Annotated in this window: 22 protein-coding genes and 2 pseudogenes; 20 read left to right on the top strand and 4 right to left on the bottom strand. The window is 71.6% G+C overall.

Annotated elements, in window-relative coordinates; translation table 11 throughout:
• Position 1 precedes the first annotated feature (1 nt).
• The 14 genes and pseudogenes from ACFQ11_RS17240 to ACFQ11_RS17175 all read left to right on the top strand — a co-directional run bounded on the left by ACFQ11_RS17240 (position 2) and on the right by ACFQ11_RS17175 (position 12,047).
• Positions 2–1,183, top strand: coding sequence for a Dyp-type peroxidase (locus ACFQ11_RS17240; RefSeq protein WP_378299649.1), 1,182 nt, complete (start codon positions 2–4; stop codon positions 1,181–1,183).
• Positions 1,184–1,199: 16 nt separating this feature from the next.
• A pseudogene (locus ACFQ11_RS17235) lies at positions 1,200–1,412 on the top strand (hypothetical protein); the annotation flags it as partial.
• Positions 1,413–1,598: 186 nt separating this feature from the next.
• Positions 1,599–2,207, top strand: a complete 609-nt coding sequence (locus ACFQ11_RS17230) for a GNAT family N-acetyltransferase (RefSeq protein WP_378299692.1) — start codon at positions 1,599–1,601, stop codon at positions 2,205–2,207.
• A 380-nt stretch (positions 2,208–2,587) separates the two neighbouring features.
• Positions 2,588–2,848, top strand: a complete 261-nt coding sequence (locus tag ACFQ11_RS17225) for a hypothetical protein (protein ID WP_378299647.1) — start codon at positions 2,588–2,590, stop codon at positions 2,846–2,848.
• Positions 2,841–3,830 (top strand): polyprenyl synthetase family protein, encoded by a 990-nt coding sequence (locus ACFQ11_RS17220; protein WP_378299645.1) that lies wholly within the window; start codon positions 2,841–2,843, stop codon positions 3,828–3,830. The genes ACFQ11_RS17225 and ACFQ11_RS17220 overlap by 8 nt, the downstream gene beginning before the upstream one ends.
• Complete coding sequence (locus ACFQ11_RS17215; protein ID WP_378299643.1) at positions 3,823–4,980, top strand: oxygenase MpaB family protein; 1,158 nt, start codon at positions 3,823–3,825, stop codon at positions 4,978–4,980. Before ACFQ11_RS17220 ends, ACFQ11_RS17215 begins: the two co-directional genes overlap by 8 nt.
• A 172-nt stretch (positions 4,981–5,152) precedes the next feature.
• Complete coding sequence (locus ACFQ11_RS17210) at positions 5,153–5,683, top strand: hypothetical protein (RefSeq protein ID WP_378299641.1); 531 nt, start codon at positions 5,153–5,155, stop codon at positions 5,681–5,683.
• Between the two features lie 163 nt (positions 5,684–5,846).
• Entirely contained in the window at positions 5,847–6,179 is a 333-nt protein-coding gene (locus tag ACFQ11_RS17205) for a DUF3040 domain-containing protein (RefSeq protein WP_378299639.1), read from the top strand.
• A 40-nt stretch (positions 6,180–6,219) separates the two neighbouring features.
• Complete coding sequence (gene ctaD / locus ACFQ11_RS17200) at positions 6,220–7,908, top strand: aa3-type cytochrome oxidase subunit I (RefSeq protein WP_378299637.1); 1,689 nt, start codon at positions 6,220–6,222, stop codon at positions 7,906–7,908.
• A gap of 429 nt (positions 7,909–8,337) precedes the next feature.
• Positions 8,338–8,933 (top strand): annotated as a pseudogene (locus ACFQ11_RS17195) (hemerythrin domain-containing protein).
• Positions 8,934–9,054: 121 nt separating this feature from the next.
• The gene (locus ACFQ11_RS17190) at positions 9,055–9,444 is read left to right on the top strand and encodes a four-helix bundle copper-binding protein (protein WP_378299691.1); all 390 of its coding nucleotides are present in this window, start codon (positions 9,055–9,057) and stop codon (positions 9,442–9,444) included.
• A 341-nt stretch (positions 9,445–9,785) separates the two neighbouring features.
• Positions 9,786–10,850 (top strand): FAD/NAD(P)-binding protein, encoded by a 1,065-nt coding sequence (locus ACFQ11_RS17185; protein ID WP_378299635.1) that lies wholly within the window; start codon positions 9,786–9,788, stop codon positions 10,848–10,850.
• Positions 10,847–11,146: a hypothetical protein gene (locus ACFQ11_RS17180; RefSeq protein WP_378299633.1), complete on the top strand. Its 300-nt coding sequence runs from the start codon at positions 10,847–10,849 to the stop codon at positions 11,144–11,146. The genes ACFQ11_RS17185 and ACFQ11_RS17180 overlap by 4 nt, the downstream gene beginning before the upstream one ends.
• A gap of 295 nt (positions 11,147–11,441) precedes the next feature.
• On the top strand, positions 11,442–12,047 hold the full coding sequence (locus tag ACFQ11_RS17175) for a pyridoxamine 5'-phosphate oxidase family protein (protein ID WP_378299631.1): 606 nt from the start codon (positions 11,442–11,444) through the stop codon (positions 12,045–12,047).
• 156 nt (positions 12,048–12,203) lie between these two features.
• On the opposite strand, the gene ACFQ11_RS17170 is transcribed toward ACFQ11_RS17175, so the two are convergent.
• Positions 12,204–12,770 carry an NADPH-dependent FMN reductase gene (locus ACFQ11_RS17170; protein ID WP_378299629.1) on the bottom strand — a complete coding sequence of 189 codons (567 nt, stop codon included), beginning with the start codon at positions 12,768–12,770 and terminating at the stop codon, positions 12,204–12,206.
• 54 nt (positions 12,771–12,824) lie between these two features.
• Positions 12,825–13,262, bottom strand: coding sequence for a carboxymuconolactone decarboxylase family protein (locus ACFQ11_RS17165; RefSeq protein ID WP_378299627.1), 438 nt, complete (start codon positions 13,260–13,262; stop codon positions 12,825–12,827).
• Positions 13,263–13,897: 635 nt separating this feature from the next.
• Between ACFQ11_RS17165 and ACFQ11_RS17160 the strand changes: the two genes are divergently transcribed.
• The 6 genes from ACFQ11_RS17160 to ACFQ11_RS17135 all read left to right on the top strand — a co-directional run bounded on the left by ACFQ11_RS17160 (position 13,898) and on the right by ACFQ11_RS17135 (position 17,156).
• Positions 13,898–14,197, top strand: a complete 300-nt coding sequence (locus ACFQ11_RS17160; RefSeq protein ID WP_378299625.1) for an MDR/zinc-dependent alcohol dehydrogenase-like family protein — start codon at positions 13,898–13,900, stop codon at positions 14,195–14,197.
• Between the two features lie 94 nt (positions 14,198–14,291).
• Complete coding sequence (locus tag ACFQ11_RS17155) at positions 14,292–14,819, top strand: GAF domain-containing protein (RefSeq protein ID WP_378299689.1); 528 nt, start codon at positions 14,292–14,294, stop codon at positions 14,817–14,819.
• Positions 14,819–15,511 (top strand): ANTAR domain-containing protein, encoded by a 693-nt coding sequence (locus ACFQ11_RS17150; protein WP_378299623.1) that lies wholly within the window; start codon positions 14,819–14,821, stop codon positions 15,509–15,511. The genes ACFQ11_RS17155 and ACFQ11_RS17150 overlap by 1 nt, the downstream gene beginning before the upstream one ends.
• 202 nt (positions 15,512–15,713) lie before the next feature.
• A complete protein-coding gene (locus ACFQ11_RS17145) occupies positions 15,714–16,190 on the top strand; it encodes an STAS domain-containing protein (protein ID WP_378299621.1) in 477 nt (158 codons plus the stop codon).
• Positions 16,187–16,678: a hypothetical protein gene (locus ACFQ11_RS17140; RefSeq protein ID WP_378299619.1), complete on the top strand. Its 492-nt coding sequence runs from the start codon at positions 16,187–16,189 to the stop codon at positions 16,676–16,678. The genes ACFQ11_RS17145 and ACFQ11_RS17140 overlap by 4 nt, the downstream gene beginning before the upstream one ends.
• Before the next feature lie 283 nt (positions 16,679–16,961).
• On the top strand, positions 16,962–17,156 hold the full coding sequence (locus tag ACFQ11_RS17135; RefSeq protein WP_378299617.1) for a hypothetical protein: 195 nt from the start codon (positions 16,962–16,964) through the stop codon (positions 17,154–17,156).
• Between the two features lie 131 nt (positions 17,157–17,287).
• Here ACFQ11_RS17135 and ACFQ11_RS17130 read toward each other — a convergent pair whose 3' ends face one another.
• Both ACFQ11_RS17130 and ACFQ11_RS17125 read right to left on the bottom strand, forming a co-directional pair.
• Positions 17,288–17,755 (bottom strand): hypothetical protein, encoded by a 468-nt coding sequence (locus tag ACFQ11_RS17130; protein WP_378299615.1) that lies wholly within the window; start codon positions 17,753–17,755, stop codon positions 17,288–17,290.
• 334 nt (positions 17,756–18,089) lie between these two features.
• Complete coding sequence (locus ACFQ11_RS17125) at positions 18,090–20,114, bottom strand: CocE/NonD family hydrolase (protein WP_378299613.1); 2,025 nt, start codon at positions 20,112–20,114, stop codon at positions 18,090–18,092.
• Positions 20,115–20,116: the final 2 nt, after the last annotated feature.

Raw genomic sequence — 20,116 nt, 5'->3', positions numbered from 1 at the left:
GATGGGCCGCGACCTCACCCGGCGCGGCCTGCTCGTCGGAGGCGCGGTGGCGGCGGGCTCCACGCTCGCCGCCACCGGCGGCTACCTCGCCGCCCCGCGCCCGGACGAGCGGCCCGGCGCCCCCGCGGCACCGGCCGCCGAGCCCTTCCACGGCCGCCACCAGGCCGGGATCGCCACCGGCCCGCAGACCCACGCCGTCTTCCTCGGCCTGGACCTGCGGCCCGGCACCGACCGCGAAGCCCTCGGCCGCCTCATGCGCATCCTCACCGACGACGCCCGCCGCCTCACCGAAGGCGAAGCGGGCCTGGCCGACGCTCAGCCCGAACTCGCCGGCGTTCCCGCCCGCCTCACCGTCACCTTCGGATTCGGGCCCGCCCTGTTCACGGCCGCCGGCCTCGAACGACTCCGGCCGCCCATCGAGCTGCCCACGTTCCGCATCGACCGTCTGCAGGACCGCTGGAGCGGCGGCGACCTGCTCGTCCAGCTCTGCTCGGACGACTCCGTCACCCTCGCCCACGCCCTGCGCCTGATCGCCAAGGACGCCCGCGCCTTCGCGACCGTCCGCTGGACGCAGCGCGGCTTCCGCCGCCCGCCCACCTCCCAGCCCGCCGGGCAGACCCAGCGCAACCTCATGGGCCAGCTCGACGGCACCGTCCAGCCCACCGACCTCGACAAGTCCGTCTGGATCGACGACGGGCCCGAATGGCTGCGCGGCGGGACCCTCATGGTCCTGCGCCGCATCCACATGAATCTGGAGAAGTGGGACGAAGCCGATGAGGCCGCCAAGGAGTTCTCCATCGGCCGCCGCCTCGCCGACGGCGCCCCGCTCACCGGCCGCCACGAACACGACGAACCCGACTTCGCGGCCAAAGACCGCATCGGGTTCTCCGTCATCCACGACGCCGCCCACATCCGCCTCGCCCGCAACCACGACCCCGCACAGCGAATGCTCCGCCGCAGCTACAACTACGACGAGAACGTCGGCCCCGACGGCGTCACCGACACCGGGCTGCTGTTCGTCTCCTACCAGGCCGACCTCGCACGCCAGTTCATCCCCGTGCAGCAACGGCTCGCCGACGCCGACCTTCTCAACGCATGGACCACCCCCATCGGCTCCGCCGTCTTCGCCCTCCCGCCCGGCTGCACCCCCAGCACCTGGATCGGGGAGACCCTCCTGGCCTGACCGGCTCGACCGTCACCGAGGCCCCGGCGTCTACGACATCCACTCCGCCCGCGTCCCTCGACCGAGGAGATCGAGCGCAACTGCGGCGCGCCCTCGAAGCCGTCGAGCCCGCCAAGCTGTGGGTCAACCCGACTGCGGCCTGAAGACCCGCACCTACCCCGAGACCGCAGTGTCCCTGCGCAATCTCGTCACCGCCGCCCACCGCGTCCACAAGGACGCCTCTGGCTGACGCCCCTCCCGGCTGCGTCGCGCGCCCGCCGAAGCCCGAGTCATGCTCAGGGCACGCCCTGCCAGGTTCGGCGGGCGCCGCCTCGCTTTCCCTCCTCCCCGACGACTGGGCCTCTGGCCACCACCACCGCACTAATGCACACTTGTTGCAACAGCAGTCTTCTCGCAATAAGGAGCGCCGGTGGACATGTTCAGCCTGAACGGTGACGAGACGCTGGAGTTCGCCAGCGAGATCGCCGGGCTCTACCGAACCTGCTACGCGGATCCCCCCTGGTCGGAGACGCCCGAAGAACTCGCCGCATATCCAGGGAAGCTGGCCGCCTCGGCGAGCCGTCCGGGTTTCCGCGCCTGGATCGCACGGGACCGCGAAGGGGCGGCGGGAGTGTGCTACGGCTGGCCGACACCGGCCGATCTGGCGGGCGGCGACATCTACGCAACGCTCATCCGCACAGTCGGTTTCGAGCATGCGGCCAAGCTCACCCGTGACGCGTTCGAACTCGCCGAACTGTTCGTCCGCCCCGACCACCGGGGCCGCGGCTTGGGAAAGGCACTGCTCACCCAGGCCATCGACGGATGGAACACCGCCTGGCTGATCACGCACCCCGACGCTCCGGCAGCACGTCTGTACCGGCGGCTGGGGTGGCGGCGGAGCGTGACGCTGCCCGACGACTCCCATCCACGCCTGACCCTGGCCGTCTACACGCTCGGCCCCTCCAGTCGACGGCCGGACACCGACGCCGTCCGTCCAAGTCCCCACACTCGTGCGGCGAAGCCTCCGTCGACGAACACAGGGTGACGCCGGGAGCGACGGCGTTGCGCCGGTCGCCGCGCAAACCGAGTTCGGCGGCTCATCGGCGGACGCGGTGGCGATGCAGAGAGCGGCGAACGGACGGGTCGGTCGGGGAGGCGGCGGTTCCGTCCGCGCGAGGGCGGCGGGCGCGGCCGTCCCTGACCGTCGTTTGCGGGCGGTCCGGCGCGGCGCCGGGGGCGGGGCGCGGGCGTCGGCCGCGCCGTCCAACGGCAGCGGGTCGTGCCAGCCGGCCGCGGCGGTCAGGGCCGCGGCGACCAGGCCGGTGGTGTGGAGATCCCGAGGCAGTCGGCAGTCCCGATCGAGCTTTCGAGGACGAACCCCATTCGCTCGTGTTACTACTGTCGGTGTCGCCTACAGAACGGTGAGTGCTGATGCATCGTGATGAAACCCCCAAACCGCGCGATGAGGTGATGTACCTGGCGGCCGGTGCGGCCGACGCAGTGCTGGACGGGGCGCGGAGCGTGCTGCGGCGTCTCCCCGGACTGAACGAGGTTCGTCAGGAGCTGCGCGCCCGGGGCGAGCTGGCGTGGGGCCGGCGCGCGCCGGTGGCCGAGGCTCACATGGAAGTTCTGGCCCGGCAGGTGCGCGATCGCGGCGACCGACGGGTCGACGAATCCGATGAATGACCTTCGGGGCCGGATCGACCGAGCGCTGGAGGAGTTCCTCGACGAAGAGGCCGCCGCATTGCTGGCGCTGGACGCGGCCCTGGCGCCGGTCGCCGATCAGGTGCGCCTGTCGGTGGCCGGCGGCAAACGCGTCCGCCCCGCGTTCTGCTACTGGGGCTGGCGGGCGAGCGGGCAACCCGACGCCGAGTCCATCGTGCGGGCCGCGGCGGCGCTGGAGCTCGTGCACGCGGCGGCGATCGTCCACGACGACATCATCGACCGGAGCCCCCTGCGGCGCGGCCGCGCAACGGCCCACCGGCGGCTCGGAGACGGCCTCGCCATCATGGTCGGCGACCTGCTGCTGAGCTGGGCCGGTCACCTGTTCCACACCTCCGGGCTGCCACGCGCGTTCGTCGCCCGGGCCATGACGCTGTGGACGGCCATGGGCCGGGAACTGATCGCCGGTGAATGCCTCGAGCTGCTGAGCACCGACGGCCCCGCCGACGTGCGGCGGTCGCTGCGGATCGTCCGGTTCAAGACCGGCTCCTACACCGTGGAATGGCCATTGCGGATCGGCGCGGTCCTCGGCGGCGCCGCACCGGCGATGCTGGACGCGCTGGCCGGCTACACGCGCCCGCTGGGTGAGGCGTTCCAGCTCCGCGACGATCTGTGGGGCGTTTTCGGCGACCCCGCCGTCACCGGCAAGTCCGCCCTGGACGACCTGGCGGGCCGCAAGCCCACCGCTCTGCTGGCCCTCACCCTGGAACGCGCCGGCCAACCGGACCGCGATGAATTGCGAGAACTACTGCGCGCCGCGGTCGGCCCCGCCGAAGCCGACCGGATCAGGCAGATCATGCGCCGTTCCGGAGCCGCCGACCAGGTCCGGCAGATGATCGACGAACGCGCCGCCGCCGCGCGGACGGCGCTGGCCCGCGTCCGGCTGGCGCCCGAACCCGCCCACGCCCTGACCGGCCTGATCGACGAGGTGACCGCAGATGCCTGACGCCCCCGCTCGCTATGACGACGCCTTCATGGACGGGTTGCGGCTCCAAGGCGACGAGCCGGCCGACACGACCGTGGAAGCGCTGTTCACCGGCGGCCACGTGGCCCGGTTCAACACGCTGATGCGCTGGTTCACCACCACCGGGCAGCCCCTTCCCGACGGGCTGCCCGAGCCCGCCCGCGACTATCTGAACGCCACCGCGACCGCACCCGACTGGGTCGACTGGACGGTGATGGAGGAGGCCCGGCGGTTCTTCATCGACAACGACGTGCACATCTCCACCGCCCTGTCGTTCGCGTCCATGCCCGCCTGCTACTTGGTCCCTCACGTGGCGAGACTGCTATCGGCGACCCACTCGCTGGACTACCCCTCGCGCCGCATGGCAGAAACCGGGCAGTTCACCGTCTACCTCATGCAACCGGACGCGTTCGAGGCCGGCGGCCGCTTCCTTCCGGCCGCCCAGAAAGTCCGCCTGCTGCACGCCTCCATCCGCCGCCACCTGCGGGAGTCCGGCCGCTGGCCCGAGCCCGTGGCCATCTGCCAGGAGGACATGCTCGGCGGACTGATGATGTTCAGCATCCAGGTCCTGGACGCCCTGCACCGCCTCGGCATTCACATCACCCGGCAAGGCGCCGACGCCTACTACTACGCCTGGCGCGTGGTCGGCGCGATTCTGGGCTGCGACCCCGCCACCATCCCGCCCGACCTCCAAGCCGCCCGCGAGTTCTCCGACCGCTACATGCTGCGCCACATGGGCCCCTCGGACGAGGGCGCGCACCTCACCCGCCAGCTGATCGACCTGTACGAACAGGTCGTTCCGGGCACCTTGCTCGACCCCGTCGTGCCGGCCCTGATCCGCTTCCTGATCGGTGACACCGCCGCCGACTGGCTGCAGGTGCCCCGCTCTCGCTGGGACGACGTCGTCAAGATCGCCCCCGCCCTGCTCGGCGTCATCGAGCGGTTCGAGGACCGCGGCCCATGGGCGGCACAGGCCTCCGACCGGCTCGGGCGCCTGGTCGCCCACCTGGAACTGACGTCCCTCACCCGAGGCCGGGTCATGCACTACGCCATCCCCGAAGAACTCAAGGCCGACCACGGCGTCGCGGCCACCACCCGCTGGACCCCGCCGCCCCCCATCGTCGCCCCCTAGCTTTACCGGCCATCCGCGTCCCGCACTCGTCGTCTTCGCCGACGGGGCCTGTTCGCCACTGCGGCGAAGGAGCGCCTGACGTCCCGACTGGCCGGGCGTGCAGAACCGGACGGCCTGTGGGGTGGCCGGCTCCGGGATGAGTAAGGCGCCGTCTCCGGGTATCTGAGCTCGCATGCTGCATCGGATTCTGGGCGAGGGGCTGGTCGCCGGGACGGCCGGGGTCGCGGTGATGACCGCGGGCGAGCGCGTCGAGCAGTGGTTCACGGGCCGTCCCGACTCGCACGTCCCGGGACGGACGATGCGACGGCTGACGGGCATGCGCGATCCGGCGGGGCGCCGGCCCACGGCGGCGAACCGGGCCATGCACGTCGGGCAGGCGGCCGGGCTGGGCGTGCTGCGCTCGGTCATGGCGCACGCCGGGCTGCGCGGGCCCTGGTCGTCGGCGAAGTTCGCCGTGGTGCGGCTGACCGCCGACCAGATTTTCGAGAACGCCACCGGCGTGGGCGCCCCGCCGCAGACCTGGCCCCGGCGGGAGCTCGCGGTGGACCTGCTGCACAAGGCCGTCTACGCGTACGCGACCGGGCTGGTCGCCGACGCGCTGGCCGCCCGCTCGGGGCCCGGCCCGGGGCGGCGCCATGCCGCCGTGCGTCCGGGGCGCCACGCCGACGTCGGGCCCGTGCCCCAGGGCGGACGGTCCGCGTGACCGGCGGCCCCCGGCGGGGCCCGCCGATGCTCGAAAGTGCGGAGCGGTTCAAGGTCGCGTCATGGCCCGGCCGGACCGGGTGTGGTCGCTGATCAGCGGGGCAGAGCAGCCGGTGAGTGCGGTCGGCGGCACGGGTGTCGCGGGATTCGGTGGGTGGGCGTCCATGAGGTTGTCACGGCGGGAGCAGGTACTGCTGCGGCGCATTGACACCCGTCTGGAGCGGGAGGATCCGCTGCTCGCCCACCGTCTCACCACGTTCACGCCCCCGGGCGATCCGCCGGTGGCCTGGCGGCCTCCCCGTGCGGCGGTCGTCATCGTCGCCGTGGCGGTGGCCGTGGCCGTCTTCCTCATGGCGTGGGTGGTGCTGTCCATCGACCCGCCGTGCCGGGGGGCGGGGGCCCTGCGATCCGGCGCGGCGTCCGCCGTCCCTCCCGATGCCCGCCCGGCAGGGGAGCCGCCGACGCCCGCAGCCTCCGGTTCCTCGCCGACATGCTGACCCGATATCCGCCGATCATGCCCGCGTTTCAGGAGTGACGATGAGCGATGTGCGAACCCCGTCCGGCCCGGCGAGTTCGGTGGCCCCGCCGGCCCGGACGTCGCGCGGCAAGATCCTGGCGGACTGGTTGAGCACCACCGATCACAAAAAGATCGGCTACATGTACCTTGCCGCGTCGTTCACGTTCTTCTCCTTCGCCGGGATCCTGGCGCTGGTGATGCGCGGGGAGCTGGCCGAGCCGGGGCTGCAGGTGGTGAGCAACCACCAGTACAACCAGCTGTTCACCATGCACGGCACGATCATGATGTTCTTCTTCGCGACCCCGCTGTTCGCCGGGTTCGCCAACGTCATCATGCCGTTGCAGATCGGCGCGCCGGACGTGGCGTTCCCGCGGACGAACGCGCTGAGCTTCTGGCTGTTCTTCTTCGGCGCCCTGGTGGCGATCGCCGGGTTCCTGACGTCCGACGGCGCCGCGAGCTTCGGCTGGACCGGCTACCCGCCGCTGTCGAACGAGGTCCGCTCCCCGGGGTACGGCGGGCACATGTGGGCGCTCGGGCTGATCATGTCCGGTGTCGGCACGATCCTGGGCGCGGTCAACTTCCTCACCACGATCATGGGCATGCGCGCCCCCGGGATGACGATGTTCCGGATGCCGATCTTCACCTGGAACGTGCTGTTCACGTCCGTCCTGGTCGTCCTGGCGTTCCCCGTCATCGCCGCGGCCCTCGCCGCCCTGTTCGCGGACCGGGCCTTCGACACCCACATCTACGACCCGTCCCACAACGGCGCCCTCATGTGGCAGCACCTGTTCTGGTTCTTCGGGCATCCCGAGGTCTACATCGTGGCGCTGCCGTTCTTCGGCATCGTCACCGAGGTCATCCCCGTGTTCTCCCGCAAGCCGCTGTTCGGGTACGTCGGCATGGTCTTCGCCAGCATCGTCATCACCGGCCTGTCGATGACCGTGTGGGCGCACCACATGTTCACCACCGGCGCGGTGCTGCTTCCGTTCTTCTCCTTCCTGTCGTTCCTGATCGCGATCCCGACCGGCATCAAGTTCTTCAACTGGGTCGGCACCATGTGGCGCGGCGAGATCGTCATGGCCGCGCCGATGCTGTGGGCCGTCGGATTCCTGGTGACGTTCCTGTTCGGCGGCCTGACCGGCGTCATCCTCGCCTCCCCGCCGCTGGACTTCCACGCGCACGACTCCTACTTCGTCGTCGCGCACTTCCACTACGTCCTGTTCGGCACGGTGGTGTTCGCGATGTTCGCCGGGTTCTCCTTTTGGTGGCCCAAGTTCACCGGAAGGATGCTCGACGACCGGCTGAACAAGATCCACTTCTGGATGCTGTTCATCGGGTTCCACACCACCTTCCTCGTCCAGCACTGGCTCGGCGCCAACGGCATGCCGCGCCGCTACGCCGACTACCCCGACCAGTTCTCCACCCTGAACCTGGTGTCGTCCTGCGGCGCGGCCCTGCTGGGCCTGTCGACGTTCCCGTTCCTGCTCAACATCTGGCGCACCGCCCGCAAGGGCCGCGACGTCGGCACCGACGACCCGTGGGGCTACGGCAACTCGCTCGAATGGGCCACCTCCTGCCCGCCACCACGCCACAACTTCAACGCCATCCCCCAGATCCGCTCCGAGCGCCCCGCCTTCGACCTCCACTACCCGCACCTCGACAGAGAGGCGTCGAGCACGGGTTCCGCTCCGGACCGCGGGCACGGCTGATCCCGCCCGGCGCGCCGCCGACCGTCGTCGGCGCGTCCCCCGAGGGCCGCTCCTCACCGGCAGCACGAGCACATGGGAACGCATCGCGCGAGCACCGTCGTCCCCGCCCGCCGGTGACCCCGCACGGAGCCGGTGACGCCGACCCGGCCTGAAGACGCGGCGGCCGCCGGGTGAGCGCCGTCCGGCGGACGGCACCGGTCGCCGGGTGACCTTGCCGGGGCGCGGCGGGGCGACGCCGATGGGTGCGCCTGTGCCGGAGCGGTCATGTGTACGGACATCGCCTGGGGGTAGCACAGCGCGTGCTGGAAGATCACCCCAGGTCGCGCGTCCTGTCACTTCGTGACGGGGCGCTGGAATCTCCTCGGATCGCCCCAGGTCGATAGAGGCGCTGCGGGGCTTGCAGGGCAGGCGGTGGCCTTCCGGCACGTGATGGCAAGGCGCTCCCCCGAAAGCATGGAGGCGGTCATGGCAGAGGGCCGGCGGGACGTGATCGAGGTTCTGACCCACGATCATCGTGAGGTCGAGGACATGTTCGAGGAACTGACGACCGAGGCCGACCCGGAGCAGCGGCGGCGGATCCTCGACGATGTCACGATCGAGCTGGTGCGGCACGCGGTCGCCGAGGAGATGTACCTGTATCCGGCGGTCCGCCGATTCGTTCCGGCGGGGACCAGATCGCCGAGAAGGAGATCTCCGACCACGCCGAGGTCGAGCGGGTCCTGAAGGAGCTGGAGACCGTCGACACCGCCCAGGCCTCCTTCACCACGTTGGTGCACCGCCTCATCGATGACGTCTCCGCGCACGTCCAGGACGAGGAGGGCACCCTGTTCCCCGCTCTCGCCGAGCATGCGGGTCCTGAGGAGCTGCAGAAGCTGGGAGATCAGGTGCAGTCCGCCAAGAAGATCGCGCCGACCCGCCCGCACCCGGCGGCGCCGGACAAGCCGCCGCTGAACAAGCTGCTGAACCCCGGAGCCGGGCTGGTCGACCGGGCCCGCGATCGCCTCACCGGCCGCGGCGGGCACTGACCCGACGCGGCCGCCACCGTGACCGGCCGGGACACGCAGATCGACGCGCAGCGGCGTTCTGCCGCGGCCGTCCACATCAAGACGAAACGGAAGGAAGATCGTGACCGCACCGGTGAAGCAGATGCTGGAGACCTACCCGGCCGACCTGGGCGGGGTGGACCGCGAGAAACTGGCGCGCTGCATCGAAGAATGCCTGGCCTGCGCACACGCCTGCACGGCATGCGCCGACGCGTGCTTGTCGGAAGACCAGGTCTCGGAACTGAGAAAGTGCATCCGGACGAACCTGGACTGCGCGGACCTCTGCGAGACCACCGGGCGGGTGCTGTCCCGCCACACCGGATACGACGCCAACATCACGCGGGCGCTGCTGGAGGCGTGCGCACAGACGTGCAAGGCCTGCGCGGACGAATGCGGGAGGCACGCCGATCACCACGACCACTGCCGTGTGTGCGCGGACGCGTGTCGGCGCTGCGAGCAAGCCTGCCGGGACCTCATCACGTCGCTGGGCTGAGCCCGAGGAAGCCATGATGTACGGCTCATTCGACGGGCGGACCCGCAGCGACCACGCGGCCGCCCCCGTTCTCGCTGACGCGGGCCACGGTGAGCGAACACCCGGGAAGCCGACCGAAGACCTCCGCCAGACGCCGCACGGTCCGGGCGGCGGGCCCGCAGGGGGCGACGATCTGGCGGAGCACCCGTAACCGCCCCGTGTGACCGACGCCTCCCCCGGCTCCGGCTGGGCGGCGACACGGTCGGCGAGGTGGACCTTGGCTGCCCCGGTGAGACTCGCCCCGGCCGCCGGCCGAGTTCGGACGGCTCTGCGCGGGGTACCGCCGGGGCAGGATGAGGGACTTGAGCATTGCGCTGATCGGTCTCGGCCCGCGGGGCCTGTCCGTCCTGGAGAGGCTGCTGATCAGGCTGCGAAGCACCCCGCCGGACGGGACCGTCACCATCTGGGCGTTCGAGCGCGTCGAGCACGGTGCGGGACGGATCTGGCGCACCGGCCAGCCACCCTGGCCGGCCGCGAACACCTCTGCCTCCGAGGTGGCCATCCACTCGCCCGACAGCTTCCTGACGGTGGGAGACGGCGACCGTCCGCACTCCCTGGTCGACTGGGCCGGGCTCGAACCCGGTCAGTACCCGTCTCGCCGCCTCTACGGCCGTTACCTGGCGGCGGCCTTCGACGATCTGTGCGCGAGGGCCCCGCACGGCGTCCATGTCAGACCCGTCCTGGCGGAGGTCACGAAGCTGGCCCGCGCGGCGACGGGCCGACTGTGGGTCACCGCGGGGAGCCGCGAGGTGCCCGTGGACAAGGCGGTGATCGCCACCGGCCATCCGCGTCTCGAGCCGACCCGCGAGGAAGCGCATCTCGGGGCACACGCCGCCCGGCACCCCGGCACGAGGTACTTCGGCCCCGGCCTCGCCGCCGAGATGGCCTTGGAGGACATCCCACCCGGCGGCCTGGTGGCGGTGCGCGGTCTGGGGCTGACGTTCTACGACCTCGTCAGGTCGATGACGCTGGGGCGGGGCGGGCGGTTCGTGGACGGGCCCGGCGGCGCTCTGCGGTACGTTCCCAGCGGGCTGGAGCCACGACTGGTGGCCGGGTCGAGGACCGGACTGCCGTTCCTGGCGCGCCCGGCGGTTCCCCCGTCGTCGGAGGCGCTGCTGCGTCCCACGATCCTGACCGAGGAGCGCCTCCACCGCGCCCGCGACGCGGCCGTCGCGGAACGGGGCACGCCACAATTGGACTTCGCCGCGGACATAGAGCCGTTGATCGAGCGGGAGGCTTCGGCGCGGTGCCCGGGCCTCGCCGACCCGGCCTCCTCTGTTCTCCGGCAAATTCGGAACGGCCCGCCGACACGCTGGTCGAGGCCCGGACGCCCGGCACCGTCCTGCACCGCGACACGGCGCCGTTGATCAGGCGGCTGCCGGCGGGCGGCATGATCAGCGAGCACGTCACCATCGACCCGACGACCGGCCGCCGCTTCGCCACCGGCGGTCTGGCCACCACATCCGCCCCCTACCACGTGCTGCACGCAGACGGCCGCCCCGACCCCGATGTCCACGCCCTCGGCGTCGTCACGGACGGAGCCCGCTGGTTCACGCAGGTCGGCTCCGGCCGTCCCGGCAAGGACAGCCCATTCCACCGGGACGCGGACGCGATCGCCGCCTCCATTCTCAGCCCTGCCGCAGCGCCACGCCCCCTGCGGTGACCGCGGTTCCGCGCCTGCTCGACGGCCCGCCGTCCGCGGTCCGGCCGCCGCGGACAACGGTCCGGAACCCGTCCCACGTCGTGCTGGACCTGGCGCCGGTCGGGCCGCTGAGGGCCGGGTCAGCGGAACGGGTACGGCAGGCGAGCCGACCGCCGGGATCGTGGCGGGTCTGGACCTGCCGGTGGCGTGTTCGGTCACTGTGCCGCAAGGGACGCGGTTCCTAGATTGAGACCGCCGACCGACCCACCCACGCGACCGAGCGCACGCCCTTCGGCCCGCGAAGAGAGGACCAGCGATGACCAGCCGATTCGCGCAGCTCGCGTTCACCCCGGGCGTCCAGCGCCATCAGCGGGAGCACGGCAGCGCGCGGGCCTACCGGCCGCTGCTCGACGGTCCCGTGGTCGCCGACCGGCTCGGCGAGGCCGAGCGGGAGTTCGTCCACGAGCGCGACAGCTTCTACCTGGCCAGCGTCGGGGAGACCGGATGGCCCTACGTCCAGCACCGCGGCGGGCCGCCCGGGTTCCTGAAGGCCTTGGACGACCGGACGCTCGGCTTCGCCGACTTCCGCGGCAACCGGCAGTACATCACCCTCGGAAACCTCGACCACGAGAACAGGGTCGCGCTCTTCCTCATGGACTACGCCCACCAGGTGCGGATGAAGATCATGGGTCGGGCGCGGGCGACCGGCGACCCCGCGCTGCTCGCCGAGCTGACCGTCCCGCACTATCGCGCCAAGGTGGAACGCGCCGTCCTGATCGAAGTCGAGGCCTTCGACTGGAACTGCCGCCAGCACATTCCCAGGCTCGTCCCCCTCGACGCCGTCGAGCGCACCGTGGCCTCCCTCCAGGAGCGGATCGCCGAGTTGGAACGGCAGAACGCCGAACTGCGCGCGGCCCGCTGAGCCGTCCACGACCGTCCGGAACGGGGCGCGGTCAGAGGGCCCGCCGTCCGCCCGGCGGCCGTGGCCGCACAGAAAGCGGGCGGTCGAGCTCCGGCACCATTCCGAAGCGCCTCCGTGACGCGCTTCGGAATGGTGCCGGTGCTGTGCGGAGACGTCTCAGGAACGGTTGTTGATTTTGGTGGTCAGGGCCTGGAGGAGGCCCTGCAGCAGGTCGATGGTGGTCTCGTCGACCAGGTTGCCGTCGGGGTCGAATCGTTCGTGGGAGCGGAAGGCGATCACTTCGGGCTTGACCACGATGTCGCTCTCGGTCCAGACGAAGACCTGGCGGAGGGCGAGCTGGGCGCGGACCGAGCCGAACTGGGTGGGCGCGGCACCCATGATCGCGACCGGCTTGTGCAGCAGCGGAAGGCCCTCGTTCCCCGTCCAGTCGGTGCTGGCCCAGTCGATGGCGTTCTTGAGCGTGCCGGGGATGGAGTAGTTGAACTCCGGGGTGGCGATCAGCAGGCCGTCCACCGCGGTGATCCGCTCGCGCAGATCGGTGACCGCGGCCGGACGGTCGTGCGGGGTGTCGAGGTCTTGGTCGTAGGCCGGGATGTCGCGCAGACCGTCATAGATCTCGATGTCCAGACCGGTGGTGAACTTCTGCGCTGCGCGCAGCAGGGCGGTGTTGTGCGAGTCGGCGCGGAGACTGCCGGAGATCGCGAGAACCTTGGAACCGCTCATGGTCGCTCCTAGGGAGAAGGGGCCCCGCCCGGACGGCGAGGCCCTCCGTCGTGGTCAGTGCCGGTGGTGTCGGACGACGGGCCAGTCGATGTCGGTGTCGGCGGCCTTGTTCAGGTAGTTGGTGAACACGTTGAGCGCCACTCCGGCGACGACCTCGGTGATCTCGCCGTCGGTCAGGCCGGCCTCGTGGGCGGCCTTGAGGTCGGCGTCGGCGACGCCGCCCCGGGTGCGGAGCAGGGCGGCGGCCAGAGCCAGCACGGCGGCGGCCTTGGGGTCGGCGGACTCGGCGTGCCGGTTCCGCTCGGTCTCGTCCCGGTCGAGCCCGGCGATGTTCGTGCCGATGTAGGTGTGCGCGGACAGGCAGTAGTCGCAGCCGTTCTCCTCGGCGACGAGCAGCGCGATGCGCTCACGGGTCGCCGCGCTGAGCGCGCCGCCCGCCAGCGCTCCCGAGAATTCCAGGTAGCCCTTGAGCACGGCGGGGCTGTTAGCCATTACCTTGGTCATGTTCGGGGTGACCCCCAGCGCCTTTTGCACGGCGGCGAGAAGGTCGGCGGCCTTTCCGGTCGCGTTCTCAGGCTGAATCTGCGGAAGGCGGGACATGTTGACACCTTTTTCGGGGAGTTCGGGTCGATCACCTCGACGTTAGATCCGGTCGGCCACCTCGCCGGCGGGCATTACATGCCCCTATGCGGACAGAACGCGCCATCGGTGGTCGATGGCGTGGACCGTCCCGGGTTCCTCTGCCGCTTCCTGGTTCGACGCCGTGTAGATCAACTTGAGCGCCTTGCGTCCCGGTCCCGGCGGCCGCGTAGCGGAAGGCATTGCGCAGCAGGTGGACGGGACGGGACCTGGACGATCGCCCGAGGCCGGACGGTGGCCCTCAACGGTCACCGCGTTCACCACGTAGAGCTGGTCCGTGGCGTGTGAGCCACCGGCCGTACTGCACGCCGGACGCGATGGGCGCGGCGGTCCGCGTCAGGGCGAACACCGGGTTCTTCCGACGGTGGCCGGGGCCGCTGGAGACAAACCGTTTCCGTGCTGGGCGATGCTTCCGCGAAGTTGATCTCAAGTGTGGTCGAGGTTGCATGCTCGGAGTGCAGGTGGTGCAAGGGAGAGGGGCGGTCGGAATGCGGGTGGTTCGTATGATGCGGTTCGGGGGGCCGGAGGTGCTGGTGCCGGGTGAGGCGCCGGATCCGGTGGCGGGGGCGGGCCAGGTCGTGGTCGATGTGGCGGTCGCGAGGATCACGTTCGTGGAGACCCAGATCCGGCGGGGTGTCGATCGGTGGCATGCCAAACCGTCGCTGCCGCATGTGCCGGGCGACCTGGTGGCAGCACGGGTCGTCCGCCGGGCGATCGGCGAGCCCGGGCCGGCGGCTCCGCGGTCGCCGCGGCGGGCGTACTGGTCGGCGGGGACCTCGCGTTGGTAGGGTCGGTGGCGTGATTCCGCCGTGTGTCCGCGGATCCGTCGACTCGAACTGTCTGAGGTGACGAATCTTGACGGACCCGCGTGACGCCTGCGTCATGTCCTCGCACGGACCCGATCCCGGCACCGAGCGTGTCGGCTCCCCGGCTGCGGGCCGCCTTTTCCGGGCATTGCGCTCGATGGCGGTCATCTCGCGGGTCGACGGGGCGGCGTTGATGCTCAGCGACGAACGAGGACACCTGCGCGCGGTGGGAGGTTCCACCTCCGAGGGGCTGGAACTGGAGTACGTCCAGCAACTCGAGCGAACCGGGCCCGCGCACGAGTCGGTGGCGTCCGACCACCCCATCGCCGTGCCCGACCTGAGCGACCGGGACGCGGGATATGCGCGGCTGGCGGACCGGGCGGCACCGGTGCGGTCGGTGCTGTCGGTTCCGATACGCCTGGACCACCGGCCCATCGGGGCGCTGAACCTCTACCGGTGCACGCCGTGCGAGTGGACCAGCCACCAGATCGCCGTGGGGCAGGACCTCGCCGAGGCGATGGCCGAGTTGCTGACCGTCCTGTCCCGGCGCGGTCATGGACCGGCCGCGGCCGGTCGACGGCAATCCACCGCCGGGGGAACGTGATGCACATCGACACCGAAGCGTTGAACGCGAGCCTCCAGCGGCTCCGCCAGGACCGCCGGGAGCCCGATGTGGCACGCGTGCTGCAGCAGGTGGTCGGGGCGGTGGACCGGCTGTTCGGCCATGACGGCGCCGGGATCATGCTCGTCGACCAGGAAGGCCGGCTGGTGTACGTGGCGGCCTCCGACGAGGCCGGACGGGCGTTGGAGGAGGCCCAGGCGTCCACCGACCAAGGCCCCTGCCATGACACCTACGTCTACGCGCGCCCGGTCACCACCAAGGACGTGCATTCCGACGACCGCTGGCCCCGGCTGGCCGAACTGCTGGACTCTCGGGTGCGGGCGGTGGCCGGGGTACCGCTCCTGCTGAGCGGCAGCCCCGTGGGCACGCTCAACGTCTACCGCTCCGAACCCGCCGAATGGGACGACTCGGACCTGCAGGCCCTGCGCGCCTACGCCGGCCTGATCGAAGAGGTGATGTCGGCTTCGCTGGCGGCCCACGAGCACAGCGTCACGGCGGCTCAGCTCCAGTACGCCCTGGACTACCGGGTCATCATCGAACGCGCCATCGGCTACCTGATGGCGACCCACGACCTGGACGCCGTCACCGCGTTCAACATCCTGCGCAAACAGGCCCGCGACAGCCGGCGCCGAGTCGCCGACCTGGCCGCCGAGATCCTCGGCGACACCACCTGACCCAGCCTCTTTTCACGTCTGCCGCACCGTCCTGCCGTCCTGCCAGAGCCCGGCGCATCCGGCCGCACACGACTGCTCCCGACCGACCTCCGTCCGCCCCGACGCCCCAGGCCCACACGACCGCACGTTCCGCTTCACCACGGTCCGGTCCCTGACCCCGCCCGGCCCCTGGAGTTCTCGCACCGCTCCTTGGAGGCCCCTGATGCCGCGACCCGACCGCCACGACGCCCCGCCGGCCCGCGATCCCGCCCCGCACGGCGACGCACCGGCGCCTCTGCAGGTCGCCGTCCGGCATGACGGCTCGACCACGACGCTGCGGCTGCGCGGCGAACTCGACCTGTCCACCGCCGACCGGCTGCGCGACGACATGGCGGTCCTGCTGGCCGAACACGATCCGCACCGGCTGCTGCTGGAGCTGTCGGACCTGACCCACATCGACTCCAGCGGCCTGGCCGTGCTGGTGTGGGCCCACCGGCTCCTCACCGGCCGCGGCCGCCGGCTCCTCCTGCACCATCCCCGGCGCCGAGTGCAGCGCGTCCTGCACGTCACCGGCCTGCACACCCGCCTGCACATCACCGAGGCCCGACCCGACGGCCAGACGCCGCTACGGCGGCGAACACCGTCACCGCCCGGCGCCCGCCCCGCCGGGGGCCGTCCGGGAGGCGGGCGGCAGGCGTGAGCAATCCCCCGAACCGCCCGCACTCGCTTCCGGGCGTCCCGCTCCTCCCGCCCTCGTCCCGGACGGTCCAGGCCGCGCGCGCCCACCTGACCCGCCGCTACGCGCGCGCGGTCCGCGCCGTCCTGTGGGAGGCCCACCGGCTTCCGCTGCCCGACCTCGACGCCGTCCGCATGGTGCTCGCCAACGCCGGTGCCCGCCGCCCCCCGTCCCCGAAGGCGGCCGTCCCCGCCGACACCGGCCGCAGCGCGATGGACTTGAGCGCGGCGTTGGTGGTACTCCAAGCCGCCCGCATGGACATGGACCGTCTCGAGGTCGAACTGCTCGACACCGCACGGCGGGCCGGGCTGGACTGGGCGGTGATCGCCTCGATCCTGGACCTTCCCGACGCCACGGCGGCCGAGCAGCGCTTCGAGAAGCTGCGGCCGGTCATGGACGCGCCCGTCGACCGAATCCCCCCGCCCGACCTCGGCTCCCGCGACGAACCATGACCGGCCTCGCGGCACCGGAATCCCCCTCCCCCGCCGCCGTCCCGGCCCGCTTCCCGCCTGGCACCGGCCACGGGACGAGCTGATTGCTCTTGGGATCGACGGGTAGTGGACGGATCTGCCGGGCCGAGAGGCCCGCGCCCGTTCAAGGAAACCGCAGGCTCGGGGAGGCGGCCCAGACCGAGAACGGGACTGGACTCCGGCGCCGCCCGGACGGCCGAGGCGGCCGTCACCGAGCTCGGCCGCACGCTCGACCCACGCGAGAACGACAACGAGGAGGACGGCGATGACCACGCCGGAAGAGAACAGCCCCAAGAGTGAGGACACCGACCAGGTCGTGATGAAGCCGGGCGGCAACCCTGACCGGGACCCGGACCAAGAGCCCGCGCGGCGCCCGGACGTCCGTAACGAGCTCGGCGCCGAACTCGAGGACAAGATGGCCGACAAGAACCTCACACGCGACGACTTCACCGAGTCCTGAACACGTTCCAGGGAGACGAACGGGAGGTGAGCGGCCCGCCGATCACCCCCTCGACGCCCGTGTCGCGGCGCGGGAAGACACCGACCGGTGCGCAGTGCTCGGCACATGGCCCGCCCGCCGGTACCGCCGGATTAGGGTGCCCGGCGCGAATACCGCCTCCGCCCTCGAATTCCTCGCCGCGACGGCGTCCGCTCGCGCGTTCGCCGCCCGGCGCTCCCGGCATCGGTGCGGCACCAGGCGACGATCCATGCCGTCTCCATAGCGGCGTCCAGGAGATACGTCCAGCGGAGCGTGCCGCGAGGAACGTAGAAGAGGTCGATGGCCAGGAGGGTCGTCGCCGTGCCCAGGCCGGTGCGGCGGGCGTGTGCGCGCCCGGCGGGGGAGGCCGACGCTCGCGTTTGCGACCACCCGGCGGACACCAGCAGCCCCGCGACGGTTCGTTCCAGCCATTTGTCCTGCTTGGAGCCGAAGACCCACTCGAAGGTCCGCATGCTCACGAGCGGCCAGGCACCGCCGACGATGTTGAAGGCACCGTGGGCTCGTGCCAGTACGTCGGCGCTGCGTCTTGGCGTCGCGGTCGGCCGGGTGCCGAAGGGCATTGCTCTCACCTTCCGGAAAGTCATGGGCATTGGTGGGCCAGGCAGGCGGCGACCAGGCTCATCGTGAGCCCGAAGCAGCCGGGACCCGCCACCCCCGGGTCCCCCTCGGCCGCAGCCGGGGCGGGCCGAGCGGTTCGGCGACCTCGCCCGACCCTCCGCGAGCGTCCGGCCCGTCATGTCAGGACGTCTTGGCGATCTCCTTGCCGACCCCGCTGGGCCGTCGTACCCCCGGTCGGCCCGTCAGGGGAACGATTCCGCCCCTACCCGACGAACGCGGTCTCGCACGGAGATCCGTGTCAGATTCCGCCCAAGGATCCGCTCGCGCGCCCGCCTCCTACACGTGGTCGCGCGGGATGCGGAGGTTCCAGTTGTCCGAGTGGATGCGGCGGTCGTTCTCGTAGCCGTCGAGCTGCGCGTGGACGTGGAAGTCGTCCTCGGTGCAGGTCAGGACCGTGCGGGTGACCGTCCGCGCCTCCCAGTCCCCGCGGTGGAACGTCATGGTCGACACGACTTCGCCGCCGGCGGACGTGAAGTCGTCCGCCACCCAGCTGTACCGCTGGTCGACGCGCCGGCCGACGTCCAGGTCGATGGAGTCGAACCGCTGGACGCCCCCGTCCTTGACGACCTCCAGCGCCGACTCGTAGCCGACCAGGTCTCGCGTGACCCGCCACTGCTGGTCGCCCGGGCTCACCTGCTCGGTGCGCAGCGGCGGCGCGCCTTCCGCCTCGCCGAAGGGCCGCATCGACACCTCGTCGGACTCGGCCACCGGACGCACCGGGAGGATCAGCCGGCTGCCGCCGGTGAACACCGAGAGCCGGGCCTGGCGCGGCGGCGGCCAGGCCAGCGGCCAGTACGAGCTGGACAGCGACAGCCGGATGCGGTGGCCCGGCGGGAACGCCTGGGCGACGCCGTTGAGGCGGACGCGCACCCGGTAGCGGCGGCCGGGCTCCAGGGGCTCGGGGTCGTCGTCGCCGTCCCGGTGCGTGAGGTTGAGCAGCCCGTAGGTGACGCGGGTGGCGCGGCCGTCCGGCGCCACGTCGGAGAGCCGGGCGGCGACCATGGCGACCGGTTCCGAGGCGGCCACGTCGAGTTCCACGACGGGGCCGCCGAGGATCTCGCAGCGTTCGGTCAGCACGTCGGTGTCGAAGACGAGCGAGCCGCCGTCCTCCTCCCGCTGGTCGTAGGGCAGGTCGGGCGGCGCGCTGTAGGAGCACCACTTGCCGGCGAACTGCCCCACCGACAGCGGCGACTGGATCGTCAGCTCCTCCTCGGGCGCCTCCTCCGCCGGACGGACGATCCGGTGCGGGGCCAGCGGCAGCGCGTCGCGCCGGACGTGCGGCGAGGGCCACGACGGCTCCCCGACCCAGCGGCCGGGACGCTCCTCGTAGGAGGTGGACGGCGGCACGCTGTCCTGCATCCAGGTGCGCAGCATCGGCTCGTCCATCACGCCGTTGTCCTCGTCCTTCAGCCACCGGTCCCACCAGCGCACGACCTCCTGCAGGAAGCCGATGGCCGGGCCCGGCTCGCCCAGGTGCGGGTACCGGTGCGACCACGGGCCGATCAGCCCCTTGCGGGGGACGTCGAGGTGCTCCATCAGCCGGAACACCGCGTTCGAGTAGCCGTCGGCCCAGCCGCAGACGGCGAACACCGGGCACTGGACGGCCGAGTAGTCCTCGCAGACCGACGCGCGCCGCCAGTAGCCGTCGCGGCGCTGGTGGCCGAGCCAGTTCTCCAGCCACAGGCCGCTGCCCTCCAGGCGCTCCTTCCACATGTCCCGCCAGCGTTCGCCGACCAGCGCGGGATCGGGCGGGCAGGTGGTGTGGGCGAACATCGTGGACGCCTCGGCCAGGTTGTCCGACAGCAGGCAGCCGCCCATGTAGTGCATGTCGTCGGCGTACCGGTCGTCGGTGAAGGAGGCGATCACGATGGCCCGCAGGCTCGGCGGCCTGCGGGCCGCCACCTGGAGGGAGTTGAACCCGCCCCAGGAGATGCCCATCATCCCGGTGCGCCCGTCGCACCACGGCTGGTCGGCGAGCCAGGCCAGCACCTCCTCGGCGTCGCGGTGCTCCAGGTCGAGGTACTCATCGGTGAGCACCCCCTCCGACTCCCCGGTGCCGCGGATGTCGACGCGGATGCAGGCGTAGCCGTGCCCCGCCATGTAGGGGTGATGGATCGAGTCCCGCACCGCCGTGAGGTCGCGCTTGCGGTACGGGATGTACTCCAGGACCGCCGGCATCGGCTCGTCGTCGGACGCGACGGGGCGCCAGAGCCGGGCCGCCAGGCGGGTCCCGTCCGACATCGGGATCCACAGGTGCTCCTCTTCCTTGACCGCCCACGGCAGTGCGGTGACCTCACGCATCG

Origin of the sequence: Actinomadura sediminis, assembly GCF_042675525.1 — a bacterium.
GTDB classification, from domain to species: Bacteria; Actinomycetota; Actinomycetes; order Streptosporangiales; family Streptosporangiaceae; genus Spirillospora; species Spirillospora sediminis.
Note: the sequence above shows the minus strand (reverse complement) of the source record. Positions and strands in the feature narration are given on the sequence as shown.